The 25,897-nt window shown below is 62.7% G+C and carries 21 protein-coding genes; 6 read left to right on the top strand and 15 right to left on the bottom strand.

The features are described 5' to 3' along the window. Positions 1–143: 143 nt before the first annotated feature. Genes ACEVBK_RS16845 through ACEVBK_RS16830 form a run of 4 tightly spaced genes read left to right on the top strand, consistent with a single transcriptional unit; the run spans position 144 to position 4,038 of the window. Positions 144–1,100, top strand: coding sequence for an ABC transporter substrate-binding protein (locus tag ACEVBK_RS16845; protein WP_375056054.1), 957 nt, complete (start codon positions 144–146; stop codon positions 1,098–1,100). 4 nt (positions 1,101–1,104) lie between these two features. Then, complete coding sequence (locus tag ACEVBK_RS16840) at positions 1,105–2,115, top strand: FecCD family ABC transporter permease (RefSeq protein ID WP_375056053.1); 1,011 nt, start codon at positions 1,105–1,107, stop codon at positions 2,113–2,115. Between the two features lie 13 nt (positions 2,116–2,128). Then, positions 2,129–3,211: a FecCD family ABC transporter permease gene (locus ACEVBK_RS16835; protein ID WP_375056052.1), complete on the top strand. Its 1,083-nt coding sequence runs from the start codon at positions 2,129–2,131 to the stop codon at positions 3,209–3,211. Continuing rightward, positions 3,211–4,038, top strand: a complete 828-nt coding sequence (locus ACEVBK_RS16830) for an ABC transporter ATP-binding protein (RefSeq protein WP_375056051.1) — start codon at positions 3,211–3,213, stop codon at positions 4,036–4,038. The genes ACEVBK_RS16835 and ACEVBK_RS16830 overlap by 1 nt, the downstream gene beginning before the upstream one ends. 59 nt (positions 4,039–4,097) lie before the next feature. Here the strand turns inward: ACEVBK_RS16830 and ACEVBK_RS16825 are convergent, their stop codons facing one another. The 3 genes from ACEVBK_RS16825 to ACEVBK_RS16815 all read right to left on the bottom strand — a co-directional run bounded on the left by ACEVBK_RS16825 (position 4,098) and on the right by ACEVBK_RS16815 (position 7,540). Then, positions 4,098–4,946 carry an ABC transporter substrate-binding protein gene (locus ACEVBK_RS16825; protein ID WP_375056050.1) on the bottom strand — a complete coding sequence of 283 codons (849 nt, stop codon included), beginning with the start codon at positions 4,944–4,946 and terminating at the stop codon, positions 4,098–4,100. 486 nt (positions 4,947–5,432) lie between these two features. Then, the gene (locus ACEVBK_RS16820; protein WP_375056049.1) at positions 5,433–6,245 is read right to left on the bottom strand and encodes a cytochrome b5 domain-containing protein; all 813 of its coding nucleotides are present in this window, start codon (positions 6,243–6,245) and stop codon (positions 5,433–5,435) included. Further along, a complete protein-coding gene (locus tag ACEVBK_RS16815; RefSeq protein WP_375056048.1) occupies positions 6,242–7,540 on the bottom strand; it encodes a ferric reductase-like transmembrane domain-containing protein in 1,299 nt (432 codons plus the stop codon). Before ACEVBK_RS16815 ends, ACEVBK_RS16820 begins: the two co-directional genes overlap by 4 nt. Before the next feature lie 691 nt (positions 7,541–8,231). Here ACEVBK_RS16815 and ACEVBK_RS16810 point away from each other — a divergent pair. Beyond that, positions 8,232–11,582 carry an autotransporter domain-containing protein gene (locus ACEVBK_RS16810; protein ID WP_375056047.1) on the top strand — a complete coding sequence of 1,117 codons (3,351 nt, stop codon included), beginning with the start codon at positions 8,232–8,234 and terminating at the stop codon, positions 11,580–11,582. A gap of 124 nt (positions 11,583–11,706) precedes the next feature. Here the strand turns inward: ACEVBK_RS16810 and ACEVBK_RS16805 are convergent, their stop codons facing one another. From ACEVBK_RS16805 to ACEVBK_RS16790, 4 genes are all read right to left on the bottom strand, one after another. Beyond that, positions 11,707–12,891 carry a winged helix-turn-helix domain-containing protein gene (locus tag ACEVBK_RS16805; protein WP_375056046.1) on the bottom strand — a complete coding sequence of 395 codons (1,185 nt, stop codon included), beginning with the start codon at positions 12,889–12,891 and terminating at the stop codon, positions 11,707–11,709. A gap of 457 nt (positions 12,892–13,348) precedes the next feature. Next, complete coding sequence (locus ACEVBK_RS16800) at positions 13,349–13,915, bottom strand: hypothetical protein (RefSeq protein WP_375056045.1); 567 nt, start codon at positions 13,913–13,915, stop codon at positions 13,349–13,351. Positions 13,916–13,990: 75 nt separating this feature from the next. Beyond that, the gene (gene ycaC, locus ACEVBK_RS16795; RefSeq protein WP_375056044.1) at positions 13,991–14,617 is read right to left on the bottom strand and encodes an isochorismate family cysteine hydrolase YcaC; all 627 of its coding nucleotides are present in this window, start codon (positions 14,615–14,617) and stop codon (positions 13,991–13,993) included. 77 nt (positions 14,618–14,694) lie between these two features. Continuing rightward, on the bottom strand, positions 14,695–15,558 hold the full coding sequence (locus ACEVBK_RS16790; RefSeq protein ID WP_375056043.1) for a pirin family protein: 864 nt from the start codon (positions 15,556–15,558) through the stop codon (positions 14,695–14,697). Between the two features lie 116 nt (positions 15,559–15,674). Here ACEVBK_RS16790 and ACEVBK_RS16785 point away from each other — a divergent pair, with 116 nt between their 5' ends. After that, a complete protein-coding gene (locus ACEVBK_RS16785; protein ID WP_375056042.1) occupies positions 15,675–16,580 on the top strand; it encodes a LysR family transcriptional regulator in 906 nt (301 codons plus the stop codon). Between the two features lie 66 nt (positions 16,581–16,646). On the opposite strand, the gene ACEVBK_RS16780 is transcribed toward ACEVBK_RS16785, so the two are convergent. From ACEVBK_RS16780 to ACEVBK_RS16745, 8 genes are all read right to left on the bottom strand, one after another. Then, positions 16,647–18,878: an NADP-dependent isocitrate dehydrogenase gene (locus tag ACEVBK_RS16780; RefSeq protein WP_375056041.1), complete on the bottom strand. Its 2,232-nt coding sequence runs from the start codon at positions 18,876–18,878 to the stop codon at positions 16,647–16,649. 248 nt (positions 18,879–19,126) lie between these two features. Next, the gene (locus ACEVBK_RS16775) at positions 19,127–20,488 is read right to left on the bottom strand and encodes a diguanylate cyclase (protein ID WP_375056040.1); all 1,362 of its coding nucleotides are present in this window, start codon (positions 20,486–20,488) and stop codon (positions 19,127–19,129) included. 278 nt (positions 20,489–20,766) lie between these two features. Then, entirely contained in the window at positions 20,767–21,678 is a 912-nt protein-coding gene (gene folE2, locus ACEVBK_RS16770) for a GTP cyclohydrolase FolE2 (RefSeq protein WP_375056038.1), read from the bottom strand. Between the two features lie 119 nt (positions 21,679–21,797). Continuing rightward, positions 21,798–22,730: a pirin family protein gene (locus tag ACEVBK_RS16765; RefSeq protein ID WP_375056037.1), complete on the bottom strand. Its 933-nt coding sequence runs from the start codon at positions 22,728–22,730 to the stop codon at positions 21,798–21,800. 83 nt (positions 22,731–22,813) lie between these two features. Then, on the bottom strand, positions 22,814–23,248 hold the full coding sequence (locus tag ACEVBK_RS16760; protein ID WP_375056036.1) for a hypothetical protein: 435 nt from the start codon (positions 23,246–23,248) through the stop codon (positions 22,814–22,816). A gap of 39 nt (positions 23,249–23,287) precedes the next feature. After that, a complete protein-coding gene (locus tag ACEVBK_RS16755) occupies positions 23,288–23,560 on the bottom strand; it encodes a hypothetical protein (RefSeq protein ID WP_375056035.1) in 273 nt (90 codons plus the stop codon). A gap of 277 nt (positions 23,561–23,837) precedes the next feature. Continuing rightward, positions 23,838–24,386 carry an alpha/beta fold hydrolase gene (locus ACEVBK_RS16750; RefSeq protein ID WP_375056034.1) on the bottom strand — a complete coding sequence of 183 codons (549 nt, stop codon included), beginning with the start codon at positions 24,384–24,386 and terminating at the stop codon, positions 23,838–23,840. A gap of 165 nt (positions 24,387–24,551) precedes the next feature. Next, entirely contained in the window at positions 24,552–25,892 is a 1,341-nt protein-coding gene (locus ACEVBK_RS16745; protein ID WP_375056033.1) for a dicarboxylate/amino acid:cation symporter, read from the bottom strand. Positions 25,893–25,897: the final 5 nt, after the last annotated feature.

Below are 25,897 nucleotides of genomic sequence, written 5' to 3'. Positions count from 1 at the left end.
GCGTCCACTGTCCGTATTTATGCCGGTAGGCCGGGCTTCGGGTCATTTGTCGAGCTTCCAGCCAATCCAGCCAGAAAGTCATTGCCTGCCGGGTCTGGCCCCGGCGTTCATCTTTGCCCACTCTGTCTTGTTGGAGATACGTTATGTCAGGAATTCTTCCCGCGCCTTCTACCCGAGTTTTCAAGGCGGCCGCCCTGGTGCTGGGCTCCCTGCTGTCGAGCCAGGCCCTGGCCGAGGCTCGCACCCTGGACACCCGCTTCGGCGAGATCAGCATCGATGGCGAGGCGGCGCGGGTCGTGACCCTGTACGAAGGCGCCCTCGACACCAGTATTGCGGTGGGGGTCGCGCCTCTGGGCGCCGTGGCGACCCGGGGCGGCGATGGCGTGGCCAGCTATATGCAGGACAAGGCCGATGGCGTTTCCATCGTGAGTACGGCCCGCGAAATCAACCTGGAATCGGTCATTGCCCTGCAGCCCGATCTGATCCTGGCTTCCTCCTCCCTGCCGGAAGAGCAGTACCGCCTGCTGTCGGCGGTAGCCCCCACCGTGGTACCTGATGCCGACCTGTTTCAGGACGGCGCCTGGAAGCAGGAGGCGAGGCTGTTCGCCCTGGCCCTGAACAAGGAGGCGGAGCTGGACCGGGTACTGGCAGAACTGGACGAGCGGACCGCCGGTCTGGCGGAACAATTCGAGCAGTCGGTGCCGGCCGACGGACGCAAGACGTCCCTCGCGCGCTGGATGCCTCAGGGGGCCATGATGATGTCTTCCCGTTTGTTCACCTCCAGCCTGCTGAAGGCGGTGGGGTTCGATGTGCAGGATGGCGGCATCGTCAAGGAAGGCCTGCCCCACAGCTCGCCCCTGAGCCAGGAAAACCTGTCGCTGATCGACGGCAACTGGCTGTTCCTGGCCACCCTGAACAACGACGGCCGTGAGGCGCTGGCCGTTGCCGAGAAGTCGCCTGCGTTCGCTCGCCTGAAGGTGGTACAGCAGCAGCGGGTGTTCCCGGTTGACGGTCAGATCTGGACCAGTGCCACCGGTCCGCTGGCGGCCCACGCCATTCTTGACGACGTCGAACGTGCGCTCGAGCAAGCGGAGCGTTGAGCCTATGGCCGTTGTCGCTGCCGCCCGGCGTCCCCTGTTTTCGGTGATGCTGGCAGCGGGCCTGTTGTTGCTGTTGGCGTGCCTGGCCAGCCTGCTGCTGGGGGCCGGTCATGTCGGCCCGGTCCAGGCCCTGGCTGTGCTGTTCGGGACTGGTTCGGACGAGGCCCGCTTCGTGGTGACCGAGCTGCGTGGCCCGCGTACCCTGATCGGTCTGGTGGTGGGCATGGCCCTGGGCTGCGCCGGTGCCCTGATGCAGACCCTGGCCCGCAACCCCCTGGCCGAGCCCGGCCTGCTGGGGGTGAGCGCCGGCAGCGGTTTTGCCGTGACCCTGGCGCTGTTGCTGGGGGCCAGTACCGCCACCCTTACCGTGCATGTGGCCCAGGCTGGCGCCCTGGTCGGCTGTCTGTTGGTGCTGAGTGCGGCTCGGCTGAACGGGGTAGGCAACGATCCCATCCGCCTGGTGCTGGCGGGGGCCACTCTCTCCAGCCTGCTGCTGGCGCTGACTTCCCTGTTGTTGCTGTTCGACCAGCGTACCGCCGATGAAATCCGCTTCTGGGTCATCGGCAGCGTGGCCGGGCGGGATCTGGACCACCTCCGGGAGATACTGCCTTCCCTGGCCCTGGCCTTGGTACTTACCCTGGTGGTGGTGCGCCCACTGGCGGCCCTGGCCCTGGGAGAGCGGGTAGCCCAGGGGTTGGGTCACAAGCCGGGGCGGGTGCGTTTCCTGGCGGTACTGATAGTGGCGCTGCTGGTCGGCTCGGCCACTGCCGTGGCCGGCCCCATCATGTTCGTGGGTCTGGTAGTGCCCTTCGTGGCCCGTGCCCTGGCCGGACCCGACATCCGCCGTACCCTCTGGCTCTGCCTGCCGCTGGGACCCATCATCGTTATCACTGCCGATACCCTGTCGCGGCTGCTGGTGGCGCCGGCCGAACTGCCCATCGGTGTACTTACGGCGCTGATCGGCGCCCCCGTGCTGCTGGCGGTGGTGCGGGGCCGACGCCTGCCTTCTCTGTAATATAGGATGCCTCATGAATCTGGAATCTAGGCCAAAGGCATCGACGCTTCTGCTTCATGACCACTGGCCACTGGCCTGGCAGTCGGGCGGGCGGGAGTTCAGTCTGCTGCTTTCCCGCCGCGGCCTCTGGGTAAACCTGGTGCTGCTGGTGCTGCTGGTCGCCACCACCACGGCGGCGCTGGGCCTCGGCAACGTGACCTTGAGTCCGGCACAGGTCTGGGCCGCTCTCTGGGGTGAGGCGCCGCCCCTGCACCGGTTGGTGGTGCACGAGTTGCGCCTGCAGCGGGTGCTGGCCGGCATGGCCACGGGGGCGGCCTTCGCATTGGCGGGCTGCCTGATGCAGACCCTGGCGGGCAACCGCCTGGCCACCCCCGGCATTATCGGGATCGACAATGCGGCCACCGCCTTCGCGGTGGCCTCGGTGGTGGGAGTGGTTACCTCGCTGGCGCCTTCCGCCATGTCCTTGGTGGGCGCCGTTACCGCCACCGTGCTGGTGTTCGGCCTGGCCGGCGGCAGCGGTACCCGGGGCTATCGCTTTATCATCGTTGGGCTGGGAGTGGGCGCCATCGCCGGTGCGATTACCCAGTTGATGCTCAGCCGGGTGGCCATCGATCAGGCCAACGTCGCTTTTCCCTGGACGGTGGGCAGCCTCAACGCCCGCTCCCCGGAGGCTACGGCCCTGCTCGGAGCCGGCCTGCTGCTGGGCTTTGTGCTGGCCGTGCGACTGGCCCGGGCGCTGCAGGTGTTGCAGCTGTCCGAGTCGGTGGGCATCGGCCTCGGACTCAACCTCAGAAGGGTGCGCGGCCAGTGCCTGGCGCTGTCGGTGCTGCTCACCGGCCTGGCGGTGGCGGTGGCCGGCCCGGTGGGGCTGGTGTCGTTGCTGGGCCCTGAAATTGCGCGCATGCTGTGCCGCCACCGGGGGGTGCCCCTGCTGGCTTCGGCCCTGGCCGGCGCCCTGATGATGATGCTGGCCGATCTGGCCGGGCGGCTGCTGTTGGCGCCGCTGGAGATCCCGGTTGGCATCGTTACCGCCGTGGTGGGCAGTCCCTACCTGCTGTGGATGTTGTTGAATCCTTCCTTCAGGAGTCGTCCTTGATGAATGCTGCAGTCCCCCTGGAATTCCTGCTCGGCCGTGAACAGCAGGCCACGCTGTCGGCCCATGAGCTGGTGGTGGCCCATGATCGTCAGGTGATCATCGACGGCCTGGAGCTGCAACTGGCTCCGGGCCAGGTCACGGCGGTAGTGGGGCCCAATGGCTGCGGCAAGTCGACCCTGCTCAATGCCCTGGCCCGGGTGCTGCGTCCGCGCGGCGGCAGCATACTGCTCGACGGGGCCGATATTCATCGTCGGCCCAGCCGGGAGATCGCCCGCCGGCTGGCCCTGTTGCCCCAGCACACTTCGGCGCCCGAGGGCATGACGGTGCTGGATCTGGTGCGTTTTGGCCGCCAGCCCCACCAGGGCTGGCTGAGCCAGTGGTCGGAGGAAGACCGGAATATCGTGAGCGAGGCGCTGGCGGCGGCGGATCTCGGGGGACTGGAGCACCGGGTGCTGGACCAGTTGTCGGGCGGCCAGCGGCAGCGGGCCTGGATTGCCATGGCCATCGCCCAGTCCACCCCTTTGCTGTTGCTGGACGAACCGACCTCGGCGCTGGATCTGGGCCACCAGATTGAAGTGTTTGAGCTGATCCGTACCCTGGCGGCACGGGGCAAGACCATCGCTATGGTGGTGCACGATCTGGCCAGCGCCTGCCGCTATGCGGACCAGCTGGTGGCCATGCGCGACGGCCGCATCATCGCCCACGGCCACCCCCGGGACATCCTCACCCCGGCCCTGGTGCACGAGCTGTACGGGGTCGAATGTGACATCACCCATGATCCGGCCAATGGTAGCCCCATGCTTGTCAATGTACGCCGGGCCCGCTGACGGCCGGCAGGCGGTATTCGGTTAAATTCGATTCGATTCAAGAATACCGCCTGAATGGGTTAGAGCGCCTTGGCCACTTCGTCCAGCTGCAGGCGCAGGCTCTGCAGGCCGCCGCCGGACAGATACCACAGCGCCGGCGACAGGTAACCCAGCTTGACCTTGTCTCCACCCGCGGTGTTCAGCGCCTCGCGCAGTTTGGCGACGTCGAGCGCCTCGCCGCCGATGGCCGCGCTGCGATCCACCACCAGCAATACATCCGGTTTGGCTTGGGCGATCTGGGCCGGGCTCAGGGGGGTGAAGGTACGGTTGCCGTTGGTGATGCTCTCCACGCCGGCGGGCAGTTCGGGAGCCTCGAGCCCGAGCAGCTCGGCCACCACCGGCTCCTGGCGCAGGGAATAGTTGCCGTCGTTGTGGGTCACCACCAGCACGTTGGGGCTGGCCGCGATGCCGTTGCGTAGCGCGGCGATATGGCCTTCCAGCTCCGTCAGCGCCTTATTGGCGGCGGCGGCGGCCTCGAAGTGGCCGGCCAGGGCGCGTACCTTGTGGCTGAACCCTGCCCAGTAGCCGTCGCCGGCGAAGCTCATGTCCTGCACCGGGGCCACGGCCTCGAGCCGTTCCTGCATGTCGCCCTGGCGGCCGGTGATCAGGATAAGGGAGGGATTGGCCGCCTTCAGCGCCTCGAAATCCGGGGAGCGCAGGCCGCCCACGTCGGTATAGGCGTCGCCGGCGTAGTGCTCCAGGTAGTCGGGCAGGGCCTGCTTGGGCACCGCCACCACCTGTTCACCCAGGCCCAGGGCGTCCAGGGTATCCAGGCTGCCGTGATCGAAACTCGCCACCCGCTCGGCGGCCACCGCCAGCTGCCCGGCCAGCAGCAGGCCGGTCGCCGACAGTACTTTTGCCAGATTCATTCAGTTCTCCTTTGAGTTGATCCATCGTTATCGGATAATCAATAACGATTCTCATTATCTCATAGATCGCCGACTGCGGTCCCGGCTGCCGGTGGTACATTGTGTTGCAAAAATGGAACGCTCGGGGCAGGGGGCTGGGCCTATCGCCACCTAACGGCTTGAGTCTGGTTGGGAGGTGGTGGCGTCACCAGGTGCGGAGAGATCCATGTTCACCACCGTAACGGTGGCTACGCTGGTGAACGGCATAGGGTTAAAGGTGACTCGAGTTAAAACTAAATAACTGTTCCGAATGGTAGATCACTACCGACAGCGACAGGGTTTCGCTAAGCAGATCCTCCGCGCCAGGGATGGCGCGGCGGAGCCCCCAGGGATGGGTTCACGGCGTGTCTGCGTGCGGTACCCGGTCGATGTAGCACTATTAGGATCAGTTATTTAGCTGCTATCAGGTGCACTGTGGAGGCTTTTCGCCCCGTTTTTTCGTTCCTGTCATTCCCTCGGCCACTGGTAAACCCCCCGGTTGAGGCCGTCGCGGATGGCCGAGATCACCTTGCTGGTGCGCAGGCTGGCGCCGGTGTAGCCATCTGTGTCCGCCACCATCTGCTCCGGGTGGTAGAGATCGAAGATATGGTGCAGCAGCTTGCCGTTCAGGTAGTCGGCTACCTGCCGATACTGGCGGGTCACCGGAGAGAGGGGGGCGTCTTCGGCCAGGGCCAGGTAGTCGATGCCGCCGTAGGCCAGGTGGCGGTATTCCAGGGCCATCAGCCGGCCGTCGCGCAGATCGAACTGCACCGCCACCTGCATTTCCCCCCTGTCCAGGAAACTGCCCCGGTAGCGGCCGTCCAGGTAGGTGCCGGGAGCCAGCCCGAGCAGCAGCCGGCCATCCGGCTGGCTGGCCGGTGTGGGTGCCGCCACGGGCGGCGGCGTCGGTGTGGATATGCTTTCCAGATCGCCTATCAGATAGCCGGCCAGCAGCTTGAGCGCGGCGCCGCTGTGGGATATCCCGGGCCGCTTGTTGTGCCAGCCTGCGCTGGCGTCCCTGCCGCACCAGGCCAGCAGCACCGCTTCCGGGCTGGGATGCTGGGGGATATAGGTGGTGATGTCGTATACCTTGCCGTCTATGGCCTTCCAGCAGCTGTCGCGGCTGTTATGCCGGGCCAGCTCTTCCCGGCTGATGGGGGCGGCACGGGGCGGTTCGGTAGCGCCGGCCCGGCCGCCGCTCAGGGCGTGGCTGATCACCAGGGTGGTGATGGCGGCGCAGAAGGCGACCAGGGCAGTGTAGGCGGTCTTGTTGATGTTCATAAGAAGTCGAAAGCCTCCGTGTGGATGTGATGGCGTGGCACTCCGGCCTCGGCGAGCAGCCGGAGCAGGTGGTGGATCATGGGCGGCGGGCCGCAGATCAGCAGCTCCCGCTCCCGGAAGTCGGGGCAGTGTTGCTCCAGAAAGTCGAGCTCGAGTGGGCCCCGTTCGGAAAAATAGTGGGGCACCAGGCGCAGGGACGGATGCCGGGCGGCGATGTCGGCCAACTCCTCCAGGTAGTAGGCGCGCTCGGGGCGGTTGGCCAGGTAGCAGAGCACCACCTCTTCATTTTTGCCGGGGTCGGCGGCCAGGGCGCGGGCGGCTGCCACGAAGGGGGTGATGCCGATGCCTCCGCCCAGCCAGAGCCGTTTCCGCCCGGGGGCGGCCTGTTCGAAGAAGGCGCCGTAAGGGCCCTCCAGCAGCACCCGGCTGCCCAGGGCGACGGACTGCAGCGCCCGGCTGGCATCGCCCAGGGCCTTGATGCCCAGTTTCAGCTCCGGTGCCCCCGGCGCCGAGGACAGGGTATAGGGATGCTCTTCGCCCCGGCCGGTGGCGAGCCCGTCATCCAGGGGACTGAGGTAGACGAACTGCCCGGCCTTGTGGCGGAGCGGGCGGCGCTCGGGGAGCAGGGTTATCTCCACCACGTCGGGGGCCAGGGAGCTGACCTCGGTGACCCGGTATGGCTTTCTCGCCAGCCAGGGCGAGAGCCCCTTGCGCCAGAGCAGGGCCAGGGCCGCCAGGGTGGCGAGCAGCCACCAGGGCCAGGGGCTGGCCAGCGGCGGCAGGGTATGGAGCAAGGCCAGCGCCAGGGTGGGGACGGACAGCAGATGCAGTCGCTTCCAGTTCTGGTAATGGATGGGTCCGAAAAACTGGAAGGTGGGGGCCAGGAAGACCACCAAAGTGACCAGGGCCAGCCAGCCGGCCCAGGTGAGCCACTCGGCCAGGGGCGGAAACAGCAGGGCCACCGCCATGGAAAGAGAGTGGGGCAGGGCGGCGAAGGCGAGCAGCAGCACATGCAGCAGGATCAGCATAAAGGCGCCGAAGCCCAACCGGCGGTGCAGCCGCCACATCCGGGGCAGGCCGCCGAAGCAGGCGTCCAGAAGGGGCAGGCGGACACTGAGGGCGGCGGTTACCAGCATCATGGCCAGCCCCAGTATGCCGCTGATCCGCCCCAGTGAGATCAGGGCTTGGCTCCACTCGGAGCTATAACCGTCCCGCAGTCGGGGCAGGGCGGCGATCAGGGGCAATAGTATCAGAGCGATGGCGAGAATTTCGCCGGGGGTAGGACGCTGGTGCATGCTCGGGATTTCCTGTCCGGTGGCGCGGCGGGCGCCCTAGGAAAACTACATATAACCATAGCAGCCGTATGGGATATGGGAGAGGATCGGCAAGCCTGATTGCTGGGCCCAGGCATTCCCCGGAAAGGCTACCTGTACTGCCTGTCCGGCGGAACACTAAAGGAATCAATACTAAATAGCTGTTCCGAATAGTAGATCAATCAAGACGGCGGGCGGCCACGATGTCGTCGGCATTGCTCCGAGTGCTGAGGAATGACGGCTTTGATACCTCTGTGTTTCCATTCCGTACGATCCCCTTTACTGCTTAAATCTTCCCTCCATATTGGTTTGGCCTATTTCAGAGATCCATGGATGGTAATCAATACCCTGTACTTTAGTGCAGGTTGCCGGATTTTATATTTTTAGTCGAGAATGATGGTGCCTGTTTTTATATTGATTATGCTTGTCTACAAGACGTATTTTCTATAAGAAGGACGGCGGCTGTTGATGGTTAATAAAGATTGAAAATTGAATAGGGTACAACATCAACTTCGGTGTCATCTATTATTATGCCACGATGGTATGGCTGTACTAATTGCTTTTTTGCCGTGATGTCGGAAGTAACCAGCGCAGGCATTAAAAATCATCACCCATTGGGTTTGATGACGATATTTCCGTTCCCAATCATGATCATTGTTGAGAGGGTATTCCATTGATTACTTTGAACAAGGCTTCTGACTTTCGGCAGAAAATCTACAATTCGACGGCTCTTGCTCATCTGGGGCCGGTGCTGGCATTTTCGGCCATAACAGCCGTTGGCCTGGGCGAGGCGCAGGCAGAGGTGATCTGCACCGTCAGCGGTAGCGGCGATAATGCCGTTACCGACTGTACCCTGGCCAAGGGAACGGATAGCTGGACGGAGGATCGTGCCATCAATGGTGCCCTGAATGTCGGCACCGTGAATGGCGAGCCTGCCGAGCTGTCGATCACCGGCGCAAAAATCTATAGCGCCAACGGCAATATCGGTGCCACCGGGGGGAATTCGTCCCGGGGCATGGTGCGGGTATCGGGTCCGGCGACGGAATGGAATATGGTCGGCACCGGTGTGAATGGCAGGCTCAATATCGGCAGCATATTTAACAGCGGCGACGGCACCCTTATTATCGAGGATGGCGGCAAGGTCAGCGCGGACTCGGTGGTTATCAGCCGGAATATCAATGTGGGAAATGGCAAGGGCCGCATCAGCGTATCCGGCGCGGGTAGTTCGCTGGTGGCCGGCGAAATCTCCGGTTTCAGCAATAGCGCGCCGATCGCTGCCAATCCGATCGCCGTCACCGAGGGCGGCCTTATCGCCACCGACACTGTTTCCCTTGGCGGGCAGGGCGGCAACCTGCTCGTCGATGGCGAAGGTTCTAAATGGCTGAATGCCGGCCATTTGAGAAACCGGAACGGTTTTACCGTATCCAATGGCGGCGAGGTACAGACCAAAACGCTGCTGCTTGATGATAGTCACACTACCATCACCGGCGAGGGCTCGCGGATCCTCGTGGAGGAAAGGACTGATCTGGATGGGGCCTTCGGCAGGGGCTATATCACCGTGACCGATGGTGGCCGTCTTGAAAGCCCTATCCTCGCGGTGTCGTCCCAGGGCGGCCTCAAGGTCGAGAATGGCGGCCGGGTCAATGCCGATAGCGCCGGAATCGGCATATCGGCCTACCTTGCTGTTGACGGTGAAGACTCGTTGCTCGATGTCTCGGGCAATTTCTCCAATACGGGCAGGGTGGTCCTCAGTGACGGCGGCCAGTTGCGGATAGGTGGTGCCTATAATATGCGCGGCTACCTGATTGTCGGCGGGGCGGGCAAGGACGAAAGGGGAGAGTTCAGGCTCAGCGACCCCACCGGCGCCGGTTTTATCAATGCCGATGCCGAGATTAACCTGGATCGGATAGGGAATATCTATTTTAATCACACCGACTCCGGTTATGAGTTCTCCAATACCATTGCCGGTGGCGGCCAGATTATCAGTATGTCCGGTGAAACCATTATCGACGGAGATCTGTCCGGCTATTACAGACGCAGTCAGCAGGCCGTGGTTGTCGACGGCCAGGATGCCAGGCTGGTACTTAAAAGCGATATGGACACCACTAATCTCAGCAACGAGAGTGGTAGAGAGACTACAAGCCCTGTTGAGGTAAGAAGCGGCACCCTGATTGTCGATGGCACCCTGGGGCGTATTTACGAAACCGAGGATCGTTATGAACCCGATAAAAAATACGCCAATTATTCGAATGAAATCAAAGTCTGGGGGGCGTCATCCAATAATCGGAGTGGGCGCGATCCAACCGCCTTTGGCCGGCTGGGTGGCTCCGGCACCGTGGGCTCCGTCGTGCTGGAAAGAAACGCCCGTATCGCGCCGGGCAATAATTCCGCCGGCACCCTCACCGTGATGGGCTCGCTTCGCTTTCACGACGGCTCTGTTTATGAGGCCGATATCCTGGGCAATGGGGTGGGCGACCGGATCGAGGTAAAGGATATCGGTCACGAGTCGGACCTGGATATCTTCGACAATGGCGGCAAGGTGTTTATCGCTCAGAATGTCAATGTCGAGGTGACGGCGCTGGATCCCGCCACTAGCTATCAGGACGGGCAGAGTTATACCATTCTTGTCGCCGAAAAGAGCATCAGCGGCGAGTTTGCCGATGCGGTGTCGAAGTCGGCCTTTCTTGAAACCACGCTGGTCCATAAGGAGAAAGAGGTCGATCTGACCATAGCGGTGAAGGGAGCCACCGATCCTACCGATCCGGTGGACCCGGTGGACCCGGTCGATCCGGTGGACCCGGTCGATCCGACAAACCCGCCGGATCCGAGCAATCCAGGTAACGGCGCGGGTTCACCCGGGGTTTTCGATCGTGTGGCCCAGAGTCGCAATCAGCAGCGCACCGCCCTGGCGCTGAACACCCTGGCCCAGAGCGGCGCCTCCCTGGCGCTTTACAACAAGCTGCTGATGCTGGATGCCGGCGAAGCCCGGGCTGCCTTCGAAACACTCTCGGGGGAGATACATGCTTCGGTGAAGTCGGGCCTGGTGGCACAAAGCCATTTTGTTCGTGACGCGGCCAATGACCGTTTGCGCTCGGCCTCGGTTGATGCCGAGGCGGCAGCCTCGGGCGGGGTCTACGCGGCGAGTTTCCCGGCGCTGGCTTTCGCATCCGGTGGCGCCGGGGGCTATGATTCGGCGGCGTCCAGACCGGCCGTCTGGGGGCAGATTTTCGGTGCCTGGAGCGATATCGACGGCACTGACAACACCGGCAAGCTCCGTCATTCTGCAGGCGGCTTCGTCACCGGGGTCGATACGGCGGTCGCCGATAACGGGCGGGTTGGCGCCATGGCCGGTTACAGCCGTTCCGACTTCAAGGTAGACTCGCGCGCCTCGTCGGCGGAGAGCGACAACTATCACCTGGGCCTTTACGGCGGCGCGCAATGGGGCCGGTTGTCGGTCCGATCCGGCCTTGGCTACAGCTGGCACCGGATAGATACCCGTCGTACCGTCGATTTTCCGGGTCAGCATGAGACCCTCAAGGCCGATTACAAGGCCGGCACCACCCAGGCCTTCGGTGAGGTGGGCTATCGGCTTGGCGATCGGAACGGCGTGATCGAACCCTTCGCCAATCTGGCCTACGTCAACCTCAGGACCCGTGGCTTTGCGGAGAATGGCGGTGCCACCGCGCTTTCAGGTGGCAGCGACACCATGGAAACCACCTTCTCGACCCTGGGGCTGCGTGCCGCGTCGGAGTTAACGGCCGGCGACAAGCCGGTGACGGCCAACGCGATGCTGGGGTGGCGCCACGCCTTTGGCGACACCACGCCGGAGTCGCGGCATGCCTTTGCCGGGAGTGAAGCGTTCACCGTTGAAGGGGCGCCGATCGACAAGGATTCGGCCGTGCTGCAGTTGGGGCTCGACATGAAACTGAGCGAGAGCGCAAAGCTCGGTGTTTCCTACAGCGGGGAATTCGGCTCGGACTCGGAGGCTCACGGGGTCGCGCTCGGCCTGAATGTTCGTTTCTGATACCAATACTGAGTGCAATTTCGATACTCAAGAACGCCTGTGCAGGGCTTGCCTGCACAGGCATGACGGTATTGCTAGCGAGAACTCCGGTGAGCCGAACATCAGGCTGAATAGCCGGATGGCGCTAACCCAGCCGCTGCAACCGGCGATAATGCTGTTTCAACTGCCGGTGGTTGCAGTTGACCAGTTTCCAGCGCTCGCAGCCGTTAAAGCGGGCATAGTCGGCCACGGCCTGTTCGAATGCGGCCAGGAAATCACTGTTCACACTGCCGGCGGCATCGCAAGCGGCGGGCTCCAGGGTTAAACGTTGCAGCAACAGGGTTTTACTTGCCCTGTCGGCTTTAACATCTGCTCTGCCAACAAAATCTTCAGCCCATAAAACCGCCAGGCTGTAATAACCATACTGGCGTTTTTCCGCGGGTACATATACTTCTATCTGGTAGTCAAAATCAAACCATTGTTTAACTCTGTCTCGCTGTATCAACAGGTTGTCAAATGGATTCAACAGCCAGACCTTGTTTTCTATTGCCCGTGGTACAGTCAGATCCACGGCAAAGTAATACGCCTTTTTCTGCCGGGTAAAACAGCCTATTTCTCCCTGCTCGTACATCTGTTGCAGCACGGGTTGCAGCAATGCTTTGCTGTTTTTGCGCAAATAACCTATTTGCGCGACAGAGCCAAAACCATGCGCCTGTAAAAAGCGGCTGATCAGATAACGGGCAAAAGCGCTATCGTCCGGCACGTCGCGGTTAACCCAGGCGGGCAGTACCCGGTTGGTCAAGTCATACACCTTCTGAAAATTATCACGGCGCTTCACCATCACATCGCCCTGCATAAACAGCTGCTCCAGCGCTTTTTTTGCCGGTTTCCAATCCCACCAACTGCCGCGACGGCCGCCATCATCGCTGAAATCACCGGCTTTTAGCGGGCCTTCGGCGGCAATGCGCGCCAGTACCTGTTGCATTACATCGCCATCCGGCTGATGCCAGTGTTTATCGCCCTGCTTTAGCTGTTGCTTGCGATACAGGCTGAAACGGTAATCGGCCATCGGCAGATAAGCAGCCGCGTGCGCCCAGTACTCAAACACCTCGGCCTGCTGTACTGCCTGCTGCAGCATGGCGGGCCGATAACCGCTCAGGCGGCTGTGCAGCACATGGTGGTGCGCCCGCTCCACCACATTGATTGAATCAATCTGTACATATCCCAGTTGCTGCACCAGGGCCGTCAGCGTGACCGGCGGTTGCAGCAGGCCCTGTTGCTGTAGGGCGATACGGTTCCACTCTTTTGCCGAAAAAGGACTGTTGTTCATGGGTTGTTATCGTCATCAGGAAATGTTGACTGGCTGTTCCGGATAGTAGAGCACTATCGGCAGCGACCGGCTACCACTAAGCGGATTTTGTGCGCCAGGAGGCAGTCCTGCTTGCCGGGACGAACGGTGTCAGGCGCTCACCGATGATATGGGCGGTTTGCCGGGCCCGCCCGGGCGGACTGCTGTCAATTGGCGACTCGGCGGGATTCACAAATGATGACAGTTTGTTCTTAACCGGTTGATGCATGATTTCCCTCCAGATTAAGCTGATGGCCGAAACGGCTCGGCAGGCTCAGCACTGCAAAAATGCGGCTTAAAGAGAGAACAGTCTTTGAGTGTTGTTAAGTTATTGCTTTCCCTGGGATAGCTGGCAGGACGATATGAGTCAGATATGACCGATCTGTCGCTTAATCGTGGTTCACTGGTGACTCATCGGCAGTACTACCGGGCACCGCCGCTACCTGAACAGCCAGCCGGATACCCGGCGTACCAGGCGGGGCATGATGAGGTAGATCACCAGGGCGACGATGATGGCGGCGGTAATGGCGTGTCGTACTCCCCACAGCCCCAGCAGCGGAACCTGGCTGAACAAGGGCGCCAGCACCGGCGGTACCAGCATGGTCAACACCCAGATCACCAGGGTGGTCAGCAGCCATTGTTTCCAGCGGGTCGGCTGCTTGATCGACGGATTCAGGGGCTGGAACCAGTTGTCGATTCCGGTGGAGATCTCAACATTCTCCGGCAGCTCCAGATGCTCCCGGGCCTGGGCGATCAGGGTGGCACGCTCCTGGGAACCCAGCCAGGCCTGTGCCTCTGCCTGGCTGGAAAATCGCACTGCTATATCGTACTGATTATGGCCGCCGACGGGTTTGAGGATGTTCACGCCCTGGTGCCCGGGAAACTGGGCGGCCACATCTATGGTTCTGGCCAGCCAGTGTTCGTACCATTCCATCGCGTCCTGGCGTACCCGGTGTTTGATCCGCACGGACACCCCGGTCGAGGTCGGTTTCTTGTGTTCTGTCATGATCGGCTCCTGTGGCGTTGCTGGCGATCGCTTCTCCCGGTCCGGTCGGGAGAGTCCGACCGGACCGGGATCCGGTTATTTACCCGATGTCAGGGTATTGTAGCTGGTGATCAGGTTGCGATAGTCGGGGATATGGTTGGAAAACAGGGTTCCCAGACCTTCGATATCGTTGCGCCAGTCCCGGTGCAGTTCGCAGGCCACGCCGAACCAGGTCATCAGTTGGGCGCCGGCGGCGGACATCCGATCCCAGGCGGAGTGACGGGTGAGCTCGTTGAAGGTGCCGGAGGCGTCGGTGACCACGAACACCTCGTAGCCTTCCTCCAGCGCCGACAGGGCGGGGAAGGCCACGCAGACCTCGGTGACCACGCCGGCGATGATCAGCTGCTTCTTGCCGGTGGCCTTGATGGCCGCGACGAAGTCTTCGTTGTCCCAGGCGTTGATTTGCCCCGGACGGGCGATATAGGGGGCATCGGGAAAGGCCTCCTTCAGCTCCGGCACCAGGGGACCGTTGGGCCCCTGCTCGAAGCTGGTGGTGAGAATGGTCGGCAACTGGAAATACTTGGCCAGGTCGGCCAGGGCCAGTACGTTGTTCTTGAATTTGTCCGGCTCGATGTCCCGTACCAGCGACAGCAGGCCGGCCTGGTGGTCGACCAGCAGCACGGCGGCATCGTTCTTGTCCAGACGGATATAGGGCTTGCCCATGGTATTACTCCTTGTTCAGGGTTGGTCATTGCTGAGGGTAAAAGGCGCCAGGCAGCGGGGCTGCGTCGGCACCCGGTTCAGCGCATCGCGGTGAAGCGACCGCTGTTGACATCGTCGATGGCCTGACGGATCTCGGCCTCGCTGTTCATGACGAAGGGACCATAGCCGACCACCGGCTCGTTCAGTGGCGCCCCACTCAGCAGCAGCAGGGTCGCCTCGCTGTTGGCCTCGATGGTGATCTGCTCGCCCTTGGGCTCGAACAGCACCAGTTGGGCCTCCCGTGTCAGGACGTCGCCGTTCACTTGCACAGTGCCGTTCAGTACCACCAGTGCCGTGGTCCAGCCGTCCGGCAGGCTGAACGCCTGGTAGCCGCCCTGGTGCAGGCGCAGATCCCACAGTTGCATGGGCGAAAAGGTGCGCGCCGGGCCCTGCCGGCCGGCGAAGTCGCCGGCGATCAGCCGCAACCGGCCGGCACCCTCGGCCAGTTCGAGCGAGGGAATCATTTCGCGGGTGATGGCCTGATAGCCGGGCGGGGTCATCTTGTCTTTGGCCGGCAGGTTGACCCACAGCTGCACCATCTCCAGGGTGCCGCCGCTGGCGGTAAACGCCTGTGAATGGAATTCCTCGTGCAGTATGCCGGCGCCCGCCGTCATCCATTGCACGTCGCCGGGGCCGATGACGCCGCCCTGGCCGGTGGAGTCGCGGTGCGCCACTTCACCCCGGTAGACGATGGTGACGGTCTCGAAGCCCCGATGCGGATGTTCGCCGACTCCCCTGGGCTGGCGGGCCGGTGGAAACTCGGCCGGCCCGGCATAGTCGAGCAACAGGAAGGGGCTGAGTTGTGCCCCATGGCTGTGATAGGAAAACAGCGATCGCACCGGGAAACCGTTACCTACCCAGTGGGGGCGGGGGGCGCTGTATATGCCTGTGACTCGTTTCATCTCGTGTGCTCCGGTTGGCGATGGGTTGAAATAAAGTCTAGTTGTGGGACGAAAATTGACTAGATGCTAAATTTGAGAGTCACTGTTCTGTGTATGGAACGATAAGGGCGACAGCGATGCAGGATCTCAACGATTTTTATTACTATGCGGCGGTGGTCGATCACGCCGGTTTTGCCCCGGCCGGCCGGGCGCTGGGGGTGCCCAAGTCGAAACTGAGCCGGCGTGTCGCCCAACTGGAAGAGCGGCTCGGCACAAGGTTGTTGCACCGTTCTACCCGGCACTTCTCGGTGACCGAGGTGGGGCGGACCTTCTATCATCATTGCAAGGCGATGTTGGTGGAAGCGGAAGCCGCTCAGGAGTCGGTGGCGCTGACCCGGGCCGAGCCCTGCGGCCTGGTTCGGCTGACCTGTCCCATCGCCATCCTCTACGCGCATGTGGCCGGCATGTTGGCGGATTTCATGATGCTCTATCCGCAGGTTCGCGTACACCTGGAGGCCACCAACCGCCGGGTCGACCCGGTGGGCGAGGCCATCGATGTGGCCATTCGCGTACGCCCGCCTCCTATCGAGAACAGTGACCTGGTGATGCGCACCTTTTCCGATCGGGCCCAGAGCCTGCTGGCCAGCCCCGTTTTGCTGGCGCGCTGCGGCACCCCCGGGGTGCCGGCCGAACTGGGTATCCTGCCCAGCCTGGCATTGAGTAATCCCCGGGAGTTATACGCCTGGGAGTTATGTGGCCCGGATGAGGCCAGGGCCCAGATCCGCCACCAGCCCCGGCTGGTGACCACCGACATGACGGCGTTGCGCGCCGCGGCGGTGGCCGGGGTGGGGGTGGTGCAACTGCCGGTAATGATGGTGGCCCGGGAGCTGGAAAATGGCGCCCTGGTACGGCTGTTGCCCCACTGGCAACCTCGGCGGGAAATCATACATGCGGTGTTTCCCTCGCGCCGGGGGGTGTTGCCCGCGGTCAGGGCCCTGCTCGATTACCTGGCCGAACGCTTCGCCGAGCTGGACGAGGATTAGCGGTTGTGGGAAGGAAAATAAAAAAGCCCGCGGCATGCCGCGGGCTGTGTCAGGGGCTGGTCCGGCTTAGCCGTTCAGGGCGGCCAGGTCCTGGTTGAGGGTCGCGCTGGGGCGCATCACCTTTTCTACCGCGGCCGGATCGACGTGGTAGTAGCCTTCCAGTCCGGCAGACTTGCCCTGGACCGCGTTCAGCTCTTCCAGGATCTTGGCCTCGTGCTCGGCCAGGGCCTTGGCCAGGGGCGCGAAGTGTGCGGCCAGTTCGGCGTCCTCGGTCTGGGCGGACAGTTGCTGGGCCCAGTACAGGCCGAGGTAGAAGTGGCTGCCACGGTTGTCCAGCTCACCGGCCCGGCGGGACGGCGACTTGCCGTTGTCCAGCAGCAGCTCGGTGGCCTTGTCCAGGGTTTTGGCCAGGATCTTGGCGCGTTCGTTGCCTTCCTTGATGCCCAGCTCTTCCAGCGACACAGCCAGGGCCAGGAATTCACCCAGGGAATCCCAACGCAGGTGGTTTTCTTCCATCAACTGCTGCACGTGCTTGGGCGCGGAGCCGCCGGCACCGGTTTCGTACATGCCGCCGCCGGCCAGCATGGGCACAATGGACAGCATCTTGGCGGAGGTGCCCAGTTCCATGATGGGGAACAGGTCGGTCAGGTAGTCGCGCAGCACGTTGCCGGTGACGGAGATGGTGTCCTGGCCGCGTTTCATGCGCTCCATGGAGAAGCGGATGGCTTCGTTGTAGGACATCAGGCGAATGTCCAGGCCGCTCAAGTCGTGCTCCTGCAGGTAGGCTTCCACTTTCTTGCGCAGTTCGTTGTCGTGGGCACGCTCTTCGTCCAGCCAGAACACGGCCGGGGTGGCGGAGTTGCGGGCGCGGGTCACGGCCAGCTTGACCCAGTCACGGATGGCGGCGTCCTTGGTCTGGCAGGCGCGCCAGATGTCGCCCTTCTCCACGTCGTGCTGCATCAGCACCTGGCCGTTTTCGTCCACCACGCGCATGGTGCCGTCTTCGGTCAGCTCGAAGGTCTTGTCGTGGGAGCCGTATTCCTCGGCCTTCATCGCCATCAGGCCCACGTTGGGTACGGTACCCATGGTGCGGGGATCGAAGGCGCCGTTGGTCTTGCAGAAGTTGATCACTTCCTGGTAGATGCGGGCGTAGGTGCTCTCGGGCATCACCGCCTTGGTGTCTTTCTGCTTGCCGTCGCGGCCCCACATCTGGCCGGAGTTGCGGATCATCGCCGGCATGGAGGCGTCCACGATCACGTCGCTCGGCACGTGCAGGTTGGTGATACCCTTGACGGAGTCCACCATCGCCATTTCCGGGCGGTGCTCGTAGCAGTCGTGGATGGCCTGCTCGATTTCGTCCTGGGTGGACTGGGGCAGGGTCTTGATCTTCTCCAGCACGCTGTTCATGCCGTTGTTGGGGTTGACGCCCAGTTCGTCGAACAGCTCACCGTATTTTTCGAATACTTCCCGGTAGAACACCTTGACCGCGTGGCCGAACACGATGGGGTGGGACACCTTCATCATGGTGGCCTTGACGTGCAGTGACCACATCACGCCGCTTTCCTTGCAGTCCTGCAGGGTGCCTTCAAAGAAGTCACGCAGCGCCTTGCTGCTCATGAACATGCTGTCCAGCACTTCGCCCTGCTGCAGCGGCAATGCCTTCTTCAGCTCGACCTGGCCGGCCTTGTTCACGAACTCGATGCGCACGGTCTGGGCCTGGCCCATGGTCACGGACTGTTCGCTGGAGAAGAAATCGCCGCCGTCCATGTAGTCGGCGTGGGAGCGGGAGGCCTTGCTCCAGGCGCCCATGGAGTGGGGGTATTTGCGGGCGAAGGCTTTCACCGCGGCCGGGGCGCGACGGTCGGAGTTGCCCTGGCGCAGCACCGGGTTGACCGCGCTGCCGAGGATTTTGGAGTAGCTTTCCCGGATGGCTTTTTCTTTGTCGGTTTTCGCCTCTTCCGGAAAATCGGGAATGTTATAGCCCTGGGCCTGCAGCTCGGCAATACAGGCGCGCAGCTGGGGCACGGAGGCGCTGATGTTCGGCAGCTTGATGATGTTGGCGTGCGGGTTATGGGTCAGCTCGCCCAGTTCGGCCAGGCCGTCGGCCACGCGCTGTTCTTCGCTCAGGTACTCGGGGAAGGCGGCCAGGACGCGGGCGGCCAGAGAGATATCGCTGAGAGTAACCTTGATGCCGGCGGCGCTGGTGAAGGTACGCACTATGGGCAACAAGGAGTAGGTTGCCAGTGCCGGGGCTTCGTCGGTCAAGGTATAAACTATGGTCGATTCTTTCGTTGTCATTATTTCGCTATTTCCCTGCTTGATAGATGGGGGATCAACGGCTCGGCGTGGCGTTCACTTGTGGTGGATGCCGGCCGCCGGCCAACGCCGCTGGATTGAATTTCCGGCAGGCATTGTATGACGTTCGCGCACAAGACTTAAGGGGGTTACGCGAATTCTGTCGACTTGTTCGACTAATTGGCGGTGGCTTAAGCAAATTCAGGGCATTTTTATGCGGAGTTTGTGTGGGTATTGCCGCCGCAGCAGGTTCAGGCAGCGGTATCGTGAACCGCCAGGCAGGCCCGATCCCGCCCTTCGGCCTTGGCTTGATATAGGGCGGCATCTGCCCGCTGAACCAGGGTTTCGACGCTGTCGGTCGGGGTGGCGGTGCTGACGCCGGCGCTCACCGTGACCCTGCTGCTGCCGGGAAAGGCATGGCCACGGGCTGCGGTCAGCAGCCGCCCGGTCAGCTCCAGGGCCTGGTCGGCATCGGTTTCCGGGCAGAGCAGCATGAACTCCTCGCCCCCCCAACGGCACAGGCTGTCGGCTTCCCGCAGGTTATGCTGCAGCAGGAGGCTGAAGTCCACCAACACCTTGTCGCCGGTCAGGTGGCCCTGTTCGTCGTTGATGTGCTTGAAGTGGTCCAGGTCGAGCATGATCACCGCCAGTGGTCGCTGGTAGCGCTGGGCCAGATTCAGCTCCTTGTGGAAGATGCCGTTGAGGGCGTGGCGGTTGGGCAGCCCGGTGAGTTGATCCGTTTGTGCCAGTATCTTCAACCGCCGGTTGAGGCCGTTCAGCCGACGCATCCAGAACAGGCTGGTGGCGAGCACGGCGGTCAGGGTGGCTCCCAGGGCGTAGACCAGGGTGTAATCGGTCACCACCTGCGACACCATGTTCATGGCGGTGTGCCGCCCCATGATCTGTTGGCGCTGTTCGGGCGTCAGGGTAGCAATGCCTTTGTCGAGGATATCGCGCAGGGTCTGCTCCGACTTGAGTACCCCCATGCGCAGCCGGTTGTCGTAGCCCGGGATCTGGCCGGACACCTTGAGGTTGAACCAGCCTTCGTTCTTGATGGTATGGGCCGCCATGATCAGTGAGCGCAGGGTCATGTCCACCTTGCGCTCCGACACCAGCCGCAGCGCTTCGCTTTCCGAGTCGGTATAGACGATCTCGATATGGGGGAAGTCGCGGGCGAAAAACTCGGCCATGGCGGTGCCGTAGGGCAGGGCGATGGTCTTGCCGGTGAGCGCGGACACGTCCGAGATAAAGGGATGTTCCTCCCGGGTGATCAGCACGTTCGGATCTTCCAGCAGGGGCGCGGTAAAGATCAGCCACTGCTCCCGTTCCGGGGTCTGATTGAGAAAACTCAGGGCCATGCAGTCGCCGGCCCGGGAGGCGATCAGGCTTTCTTCCCAGGTGGCGGTGGGGTGCAGCTGTACCTGCAGCCCGGTGTTGGCTGCGGCTATGGCGATCAGATCGGCGGCGATGCCCACATGCTGGCCGTGCTTGTCGATGGCCTCAAAAGGCCACCAGTCCGGATCCACGCACAGGGAGATGCTGGGGTGGGCATTGATATAGGCGCGTTCGGACGCGCTCAGCGCTGCCGGGGGGGCGTTTGCCAGCACGGGCATGGTCAGACCACAAAACAGGATGAGGCTCCAAAAGAAACCAATTCTGAGGTGTTTTTTTCGGCGACCAGCGGTGATTGGGGTTGAGTCCATCCTTGTCCTCAAAAATCAGCGACTTTTGTCATCATCCTCGTTTCGGTGCCGAAGGGCAATGCTTTCATGGTCCGGCCGGGTGCCAAGCCTGGAAACTGGTATCCCGCTCACTGATGTGGGGCACGGTGATTCACTGCCTCGGTAGCGACCGGGCCACTCCGGCAGCGAGCTGGCGGCCGGGTCCGCCATCAGCTCGGGGGCGACAGTTGCGCCTCGCTGACGGCCACGGCGTCGTGACCGTGCAGGCTCTCCAGATGGCGGACTTCTATCCTGAAGGCGCAGGGGTCCGTCAACTGGCTTATGGCCAGGTGCAGGCGGCGAGCGGCATCTTCGCAGAACATCAGGTTCTGGCCATTGGCCAGGGCGAAAGCTTGTTCGTCCTGGCGTTTGACCAGGCTCTGTACCGGGGTGCCGAGGGCGGCTTCCGCCTGTTCGAGCAGGTCCAGCCAGGGAAACCGCGGGCGGTGGGGCCGCAGTTGCAGGTGGATGCGGGCCAGGCTGCGCTGGGCATGGGGGGTGGCCGGCATGCCCGCCGGGCTGGCCAGCCACCGGGCCACCTCGTCCCGGGACGGGGACGCGGATTTGAAGGTAGCGAGGAAGTGCTGCTGGGCCAGTTCGCGGCTCAGGGCTGCCGAGCAGGGACAGGTTGATGAATAGGCGATTTCCATTCCCAGGGCCAGGTGATAACCGCTTTCGTCCAGCCCGGCTTCTATCCAGAAGGGGTAGGCCTTGTAACCGGCGGCGTTACTGACCAAGGCCGGGCGCTCCAGCAGCAACTCGCCCCTGAGCTGTAAGCAGATGGCGCAGGACAGGCCCGCCTGGCTGTCAAGCGCGCACTCCAGCAGTTGCCGTACCGCACCCGGGGACAATTCTTCATGGCTCAGGCGGGGCAGGGCCTGATAGAGGCGGGACATATGAATGCCCCTGGCATCGGGGTTGTCCAGGCTGACGCCGATATCGGCCCGGGTGGCGATGCCCTGGCCGAGGATGCGCACGGGCAGGGCAATGTTGCTCATGCCGACGTGGCTGAGCGGGAGGGCGTGCGTGCTATGGCCCGACTGGGGATCGGAAAGCCGCTGTTCAGGGGATGCTGTGGTCATGGTAAGGCCCGACAAAGTGTTATTGTTATAACATAACACTTTATTGCGGTGTCTTCATCTATGCCGATATCCTCCCGGCGAGAAGGTATTGCGCTCCGTCGTGGATGCATCCTCCAACATCAGGGTAGCGGTGGCGCCTGCAGGGGGGCGCCGTCGTACCCCTGCACCACACCGAAGCGCGCAGTGCCCGCATTCCAGTCGGCCAGGGCCCGGGCGATGTCGTCTTTGCTGTGGCCGACGAAGTTCCACCAGATGTAGATGTCTTCCTCCAGCGGCTCTCCGCCCACCAGCAGCACCCGGGTGCCGGAAGACAGGGTCAGTGTGACCTGGTCCCGGTGCAGGCCGAGATAGGCCAGCTCGTTTTCCGCAAAGCCGTCTTCCCCAAGCGTCAGACTGCCTTCCAGTACGAACAGGCCGTATTCGAACTCCGGCTGCAGGGGGAGGGTCAGTTGCGCCTGCCGGGGAGCGTACAGATCCATCCCCAGCAGCGCGGAAAAGGTCAGGGTTGGCGCCTTGTGGCTCAGGTAGTCGCCCACCAGCAGGGTGAAATCGACGCCGCCTTGCGACCAGGTGGGCAATGTGGGGTAGTGGTCGAAACGAGGGGGAGTGTCCTTGTCGGCTTCCGGCAGGGCAATCCACAGCTGGGCGGCGTGCAGCCGGCCCTGGCCGGGCAGTGATTCCTCGGTGTGGGCGATGCCGCGCCCGGCGGTCATCAGATTGACCTGGCCGGGACGGATCACCTGCTGATAGCCCAGGCTGTCCCGGTGCAGCACCTCGCCTTCCAGCATCCAGGTAAAGGTTTGCAGGCCGATATGGGGATGGGGACCCACCCGCATGCCGGGCTCCCCGGGGGCGAAGTCGGCGGGGCCGGCGTGATCGAGGAAGCACCAGGCACCGATCAACCGCCGCTGGCGCACGGGAAGCACCCGGGCTACGGGGATGCCGCCCACGTCGGCGAGACGGGGGCTGAGACGCTGGACCTGATGTTGCCCGTCAACCAGCGGGCACTCGCGGGACGATCCGAAACTCGCCGACCATTGGGTATTACTCATAAGACCTCCAAAGGATGGTGCACTGCTTGATAAGGTTAGTCCCTTGTCGGGCCCATGACCGATTATGGCCACGCCGGCGGCGGTTATTCCTGTTCCTCGAAAAACCGCCGATACATTTTTCTGGCGGCGCTGCGCGCCTCGTCGTTGCAGCCCACGGCCAGGCCCGCGAGCAGGGTGATCAGCACGGATTTGCCCGGGTGCTGCTTTATCAGCTTACCGAGCTCCGGGCTGACCAGGGTCGCCAGCAGGTTTTCCAGGTCATCGATGCTCTGCGGTTTCTTCGGAGGCGCCGCCGGCGCCGCCCTGCTCCTGGTGGTGACGATCCGGGTCACCAGGATCACCAGCAAGGCCGTGAGGGCATACATGCTGGCGGTGATCAGGGCGGCGATATTCGCCGGGTAGTGGTCGAGCAGGGTGAAGTAGATGGCAAATCCGGCGAACCCAAGTGAAAGCATTCCCAATAAAAACGCGATGATCAGCGCCGCGGTATTGATCTTTACTCTTGAACGCCAGCCCATGCGGCCTCCTGTTATCCGGTATCAAGGTCTGCTCGGTGGTCAGCGATCCAGGAGTTTCCCCAGCAGCAGGCCGACACCGAAGGCCACGGCCATGCTGGTATAGGGGTGGCTTTCCACTTCCTGTTGGGCCTTGCAGAGGGATTGCTTGAGGTGCTGCTGGGCCTGCTCCGCCGTCGCCTTGACGTTTTCCTGGCCTTCTTTGGCGTAATTGGCAGTCATTCCCTTCAGGATGCTGGTCAGTTCGGCAAAATCTTTGCGCAATGCATCCAGTTGCTCTTGCAGCTCTTGTTGATTGTTCTGTGCTGTGGCCATGAGACTCTCCTTAAGAACATGTCAGATCGGTAAGCTGGCTGTGGGTCGGGCCGGTTTGCCCGGCCGGTGAGGTAATGTTCAATCCTGCCCCGGATGGCATTACCAACATTTTCATCCACGAGTTAGTCTGGCCGCTATTCTCACAGACTGCAACCGGGCCGGCGGCGGACGTTTTCCTGGCCACCCTCCCTGCCGCCGATTTTACGGGAGTCCGAGACAACAGGGCGCGCCTCCGCCGACGTGGAGAGCGCTTCCGGCATGCGCGGGAGCGGCAGCGTCAATAAATTCCCAGGCCCTCCAGCCAGCTGACCACGGCGGCGGCCAGTTCCCGTGGCTGTTCCAGAGGAATCATGTGGCCACCGTCATCAAACAACTGAAGTGAAGCGTCGGGAATGGCTCTGACCAACTCGTTCGCTTCCTCGATGGAACGCAGGGTATCGTGGGGACTTGCCACCACCAGGGTCGGACAAGAGATTGAATCGGCTGGAACATCGGCCCCGCGCAGCGCGGATTGCACGGCCTGGGCGCCGTACCCCAAGCGGTTGCCCATGGCTTTGATGCGGGCGATAAGGCTTGCATCAGAGGAGTGACGTGGATGCAGCGATCGGGCGATGGCGCCGGCACTCAGGCCGTTGAAGGTCGCCGGGGACAGGGCTTGTACGGCCTGCATCTTCGACTTTGCCTGCTGCTGCGTGTCCTCTCGCAGGGAGCTGGCGATGACCGCCAGTGCACTCACCCGTTCCGAGTAGTCAGCCGCCAGTTGCCGGGCAATGTAACCGCCGAGGGAGAAGCCGACCAGCACGAAGCGGCCGGGCGAGTTCCTCATGCTTTGCTTTCTCCAGGGGCAGAGATAGCGGCGAAGGCCATTATTCATCCGCTACCGGATGAGCGCGGTTGGAACGCTGTTGTTCCAAAATGAAAAGGGGATAGTGGCTTTGCCGTTAAAATGAAACCGGCGCCCTGGGGCGCCGGTTTTGCGTGGCGAGGCCTGTCAGGCCCTGCTGGTTGAGGTCTCGGTGGCGGTGCCGCCGTCGCGGCGCGGGAAGCGGATTTCCTCTTCCTTCTCGCCGGAATGGGGGTCGTTGAAGCGGGCCACGTCCATGGCGCCTTCGCTCTTGCCCACGATGCAGGTCACTACCGAGTCGCCGGTGATGTTGACCGCGGTGCGGATCATGTCGAGCAGGCGATCGACACCGATGATCAGGGCGATGCCTTCCACCGGCAGGCCGACCTGGTTCAGTACCATGGCCAGCATGATCAGGCCCACGCCGGGCACGCCGGCGGTACCGACGGAGGCCAGGGTAGCGGTCATGATCACCATCAGGTAGTCGCCGAAGGTCAGGTCGATGTTGAAGGCCTGGGCGATAAAGGCGGTGGCCACCCCCTGCATGATGGCGGTGCCGTCCATGTTGATGGTGGCGCCCAGGGGCACGGTGAAGGAGGCAACCCGGTTTTCCACCCCCATGCGGCGGGTGGTGGTCTCCATGGTCACCGGTATGGTGGCGTTGGAAGAGGCGGTGGAAAAGGCGAACATGATGGCGTCTTCCATCTTCTTCAGGAAGGTCAGCGGGCTCAGGCCGGTAAAGGTCTTGAGCATCAGGCCGTAGGTCACCAGGGCGTGCAGCACCAGGGTGCCGGCCACCACCAGGAAGTATTCGCCCAGATTGATGATGGCGTCCAGCCCCAGGGTGGTGAACAGCTGGGCCATCAGGCAGAACACGCCGTAGGGGGCGATGTTCATCAGCAGGGTCACCAGCTTCATGATCACTTCGTTCACGTCGGTGAAGAAGGCGGCGATACGCTCGCCCGGCTTGCCCGCCAGGCTGATGGCGATGCCGAACAGCACCGCAAACACGATGATCTGCAGGGTGTTGCCCTGGGCCATGGAATTGATGGGGTTGGTGGGGAACATGCCGATGAACACCTCACCCAGGGACGGGGCTTCCCGGGCGGCAAAGGTGCTGGTGGTGGTCAGATCCACGCCCTGGCCCGGCTGGAACAGGGTGCCCATCAGCAGCGCCAGGGAGATGGCGATGGCGGTGGTGGCCAGGTAGAAGGCCAGGGTTTTTCCGCCCAGGCGACCCAGGGTGGACAAATCCTTCAGCGAGCTGGTGCCGCACACCAGGGACACGAAGATCAGGGGCACCACCAGCATGCTCAAGCTGGCGATAAAGATTTTGCCGCCCACATGAAGCAGGCCGTTGATCAGGTAGTCGTGCACCAGGGCGACGTCCGCCAGCAGGGTGCGGAAGATAAAGCCGGCCAGTATGCCCAGGCTCATGCCTAGCAGAACGCGGCTGGTGAGGGACAGTCTTTTCTTGTCGGTTGTCATCAGGT

Origin of the sequence: Zobellella sp. DQSA1 (assembly GCF_041950555.1) — a bacterium.
Lineage (GTDB): Bacteria > Pseudomonadota > Gammaproteobacteria > Enterobacterales > Aeromonadaceae > Oceanimonas.
This window is presented reverse-complemented; position numbering and strand designations above follow the sequence as displayed.